This window comes from Methylobacterium sp. WL116, assembly GCF_008039455.1.
Classification (GTDB): domain Bacteria; phylum Pseudomonadota; class Alphaproteobacteria; order Rhizobiales; family Beijerinckiaceae; genus Methylobacterium.
Genome location: NZ_VRUV01000437.1, coordinates 1 through 3,892 on the forward strand (window position 1 = coordinate 1; position 3,892 = coordinate 3,892).

3 protein-coding genes and 1 pseudogene are annotated in these 3,892 nt (G+C 73.2%); 2 read left to right on the top strand and 2 right to left on the bottom strand.

Annotated elements, in window-relative coordinates:
• Positions 1-481, top strand: a 481-nt coding sequence (locus FV223_RS22245) for a bestrophin family ion channel (RefSeq protein ID WP_281407461.1), incomplete at its 5' end; no start/stop codon positions are given.
• A gap of 25 nt (positions 482-506) precedes the next feature.
• Here the strand turns inward: FV223_RS22245 and FV223_RS22250 are convergent.
• Positions 507-1,037 (bottom strand): GNAT family N-acetyltransferase, encoded by a 531-nt coding sequence (locus FV223_RS22250; protein ID WP_147729033.1) that lies wholly within the window; start codon positions 1,035-1,037, stop codon positions 507-509.
• Between the two features lie 88 nt (positions 1,038-1,125).
• Positions 1,126-1,332: a hypothetical protein gene (locus FV223_RS22255; protein WP_147729034.1), complete on the bottom strand. Its 207-nt coding sequence runs from the start codon at positions 1,330-1,332 to the stop codon at positions 1,126-1,128.
• Between the two features lie 338 nt (positions 1,333-1,670).
• Between FV223_RS22255 and FV223_RS22260 the strand changes: the two are divergent.
• Positions 1,671-3,892 (top strand): annotated as a pseudogene (locus FV223_RS22260) (NAD-glutamate dehydrogenase domain-containing protein); the annotation flags it as partial.

The following is a 3,892-nucleotide window of genomic DNA, read 5'->3' on the forward strand; positions in this document are numbered from 1 at the left end:
GGGCGAGGTCGCGCGCCTGCGCGCCTGCCCGAGCCCGACCGATGCGGTGCTCGCCGGCCTGACCCGCGACCTCGCGGGCGCGTATCGCGACGGGCATCTCACCGACGTGCTGTTCGGCGTCCTCGAGCGCAAGGTCTCGGACCTGTCGGCGATCCATACCGCCTGCGAGCGGATCCACGGCACGCCCCTGCCCTTCGCCTACACCCTGCTGCTGTACCGCACGGCGTGGCTTTACTGCCTGTTGCTGCCGTTCGGGCTGTCGGCCTCGCTCGGCTGGGCGACGCCGGTCGCGACCATGCTGGTGGCCTACACCTTCTTCGGCCTCGATGCGCTGGGCGACGAGCTGGAAGAGCCCTTCGGCCTGGAGGCGAACGACCTGCCCCTCGATGCGATGCTGCGCACGGCCGAGCGCACGGTGCTCGACGCCCTCGGCGAGCCGCTTCCGCCCGCGATGGAGCCGGTGCGCTACCGATTGGATTGAGCGTGCGGGCCGGCGACCGTCTCGCTCACGTCCGCGACGGGGCCGCGTCCGGCCCGGGCCCGAGCCGGCGCTGCATCAGCACCGTGCCGAGCCAGCGCCCGTGCTTGTGGCCGACGTTCTCGAGCACGCCGGCATGCGCGAAGCCCAGGCCCGCATGCAGCGCCACCGACGCCTCCGAGCCCGGATCGGTGATCACCGCCACCATCACCCGCGCGTCGATCGCCTCGCAGGCTGCGATGAGCGCCGCCAGCAGGGCGCGGCCGATCCCGACACCGCGCGCGGCCTCGGCGACGTAGACCGAATCCTCCACCGTCGAGCGATAGGCCGCGCGCGCGCGATAGGGGCCGGCATAGGCGTATCCGCAGACCGCGCCGTCGCGCTCGGCGACGAGGTAGGGATAGCCGTCCGCGACGAGCGCCATCCGCCGCCGCGCCATCTCGGCCAAAGTCGGCGGCTCGGTCTCGAAGCTCGCGGTGCCGTTCGTCACCGCGTCGGCGTAGATCCGGGCGATCGCGGCGATGTCGGCGTCGACGGCCGGGCGCAGGTCAGGCGTCATCGATCCGCTCACGCAAAAAAGGGGCCGGCGCGACGGCGCCGGCCCCTGCGGTCGATCGTTCGGCGATCCCTTCGGGATCGCGCGGGGATCACTCGGCCGCGGTCATCTCGGCGGTGAAGTGGCCGCACCAATCCTGCGAGGCCACCACCGGCCACAGGCCCTTGGACTCGGGAGCCGGCTGGCTCACCGGCGGGTTGAAGCGGCACAGGCCCTGATCGCCGACGGCGGAGGCGCCGTTGGTCTTGTGGTCGTCGAAGAAGCGGCAGCTGTTGCAGGAGGCGTTGGTCGAGGTCATCGGGTTTCTCCGGTTCGGGCGTCTGTCGCGGGCTGTCGGAACCGTCACCGGCCCCGTCGTCCGTCTGCAGTTCTTAATTAGAACAGCTCCAATATGGCGTCAACCGGCGAGTCCCGGCGGGGTTCCCGTTTTCGAGAGCGCGACCGGTGGAAACCGGTACGGTGCGTGCAGGAGCAACGCCGGACGGCAGCGGCGCCCCTTCCGGAACGCCGGTCGTCGCGGCCCGCCTGTCACCCGGCGCGGGCCTGCGAGCGGCGAGCGTCATCGACTCGCCATGGGCCCTCCCCTAACGTCCGGGGCGGGACCGGCGTCGGTGCCGGTCCGGAGGGTCCCCGCCCATGGTGCTGGAAACCGAATCGGCGCTGGAATCGGCCACCGCCCTGGCGACGAGCGAGGCGAAATCCGCCCGCACCGACCTGATCGAGGCGGCGGCATCGATCGTGGGCGGCCGCGGCGGACCGGGCGGCTTCGTCCGCGACCTGTTCGGCCGGGTGCCGCCGGAGGACCTGGCGCCCTACCCGGCCGAGGCGCTGGCCGACCTCGCGATCGCCGCGCGTGCGCATCTTGCGGTGCCGCGCGCCACGGGTTCGGCGGCGAACCTGCGGCTCGTCGACGTCGCCGTGTCCGGCCCCGGGCGCACCCGCGAGCTGACCGTCGTCGAGGTCGTCAACGACAACCGCCCCTACCTGCTCGACTCGACCCTGGCGGAGCTGACCGAGCAGGGCCTGACGCCCCACCTCGTCGCCCACCCGATCCTCGGCGTCGAGCGGGACGCCGACGGGGCGCTCGTCCGCGTCGTCGGGGAGACCACGGCGGACGCCCACGGCGCCCTGCTGCGCGAGAGCTTCATCCACATCCACCTCGACCGGCTCGATGCCGGCGAGGCGCGCGAACGCCTCGAAGCCGGCCTCGCGCAGGTCTTTCGCGATGTGGCCCTGGTCACCGACGACCACGACGCGATGCTGGCCCGGCTCGGCGCGCTCGCCGAGGGCTACGGCCGCAATCCCCCGCCGCTGCCCGAGGGCGAAGTCGCCGAGGCGCGCGCCTTCCTCGAATGGCTGCGCGACGGCCACTTCACGCTGCTCGGCATGCGCGAGCACGCGCTGCCCGGCGAGCGGGCGGCCGAGGCCGAAAGCCTCGGCATCCTGCGCGATCCGGGCCTCGCCGTGCTGCGCCGCGGGCGGGCGCTCGTGGACATGACGCCGGAGATCGTCGCGTTCCTCGAGGAGCCGCACGCGCTGATCATCACCAAGGCGAGCCTCAAGGCCCGCGTCCACCGCGCGGCGCATCTCGACTACGTCGCGGTCAAGCTGTTCTCCGCGACGGGTAAGCTCACCGGCGAGGTCCGCATCGTCGGCCTGTTCACCGCCGCGGCCTACACCGCGCTCGCCCGCGAGGTGCCCTATCTCCGCGGCAAGGTCGCGGCCGTGGTCGAGAAGGCCGGCCTCGACCCGACGAGCCATGCCGGGCGGGCGCTCCTCGCCGTGCTGGAGACCTACCCGCGCGACGACCTGTTCCAGATCGACGTGGACCGGCTGTTCCGCTTCACCCTCGCCATCGCCAACCTCGCCGACCGGCCGCGCATCCGCGTGCTGTCGCGGACCGACCGGTTCGGGCGCTTCGTCTCGCTCCTCGTCTACGTGCCGAAGGACCGCTACGACTCGATCGTGCGCGCCCGCATCGGCGCCTATCTCGCCCAGGAATACGGCGGCCGGCTCTCGGCGACCTATCCCGACCTGCCCGACGGGCCGCTGGCCCGGATCCACTACATCGTCGGGTTTTCCGAAGCCGGCGCGCCGGAGCGCGACCCCTCGGTGCTGGAGGCCGGCATCGCCGCCCTGGTGCGGACCTGGGGCGACGCGCTGCGCGCCGCGCTCACGGAGGCCATGGGCGGATCCGAGGCGCGGGCGCTGGCCGCCCGCTACGGCGAGGGCTTTTCCGCGGCCTACCGCGAGAACTTCTCCGCCGAGGTCGCCATCGCCGACATCGCCATCCTCGAATCCCTGTCCGAGGACCGCCCGCGCGCCGTCGCGATCGACCGCCGCGACACCGACCCGGCGGCGCAGGTGCGCCTGAAGGTGTTCTCGCGCGGGGCGTCGCTGCCGCTGTCCGACCGGGTGCCCGGCCTGGAGAACCTCGGCTTCCGGGTGATCAACGAGCGGACCTACAGCGTGCTGCCGGCGGGGAGCGACACCAAGGTCTGGCTGCACGACATGCTGCTGGAGCGCGCCACCGGTGCGGCCATCGAGATCGGCCCGCTCGAGGCGCCGCTGGAGGCGGCGATGCTTGCCATCGCCGCGGACCAGGCCGAATCCGACGGCTACAACCGCCTCGTGCTGGAGGCCGGCCTCGCCTGGCGCGACGTGGCGCTGCTGCGCGGCCTCGGCCGCTACCTGCGCCAGCTCCGCGTGCGCTACGGCCAGGACTACCTCGCCGCGACCCTGAGCCAGCATCCCGGCATCGCCCGCCAGCTCGTCGCGCTGTTCCACGCCCGGTTCGATCCGGCCGCCGGGGGCGACCGCGGGGCCGCCGAGGCGGCGGTTCGCGAGGGCATCGAGGC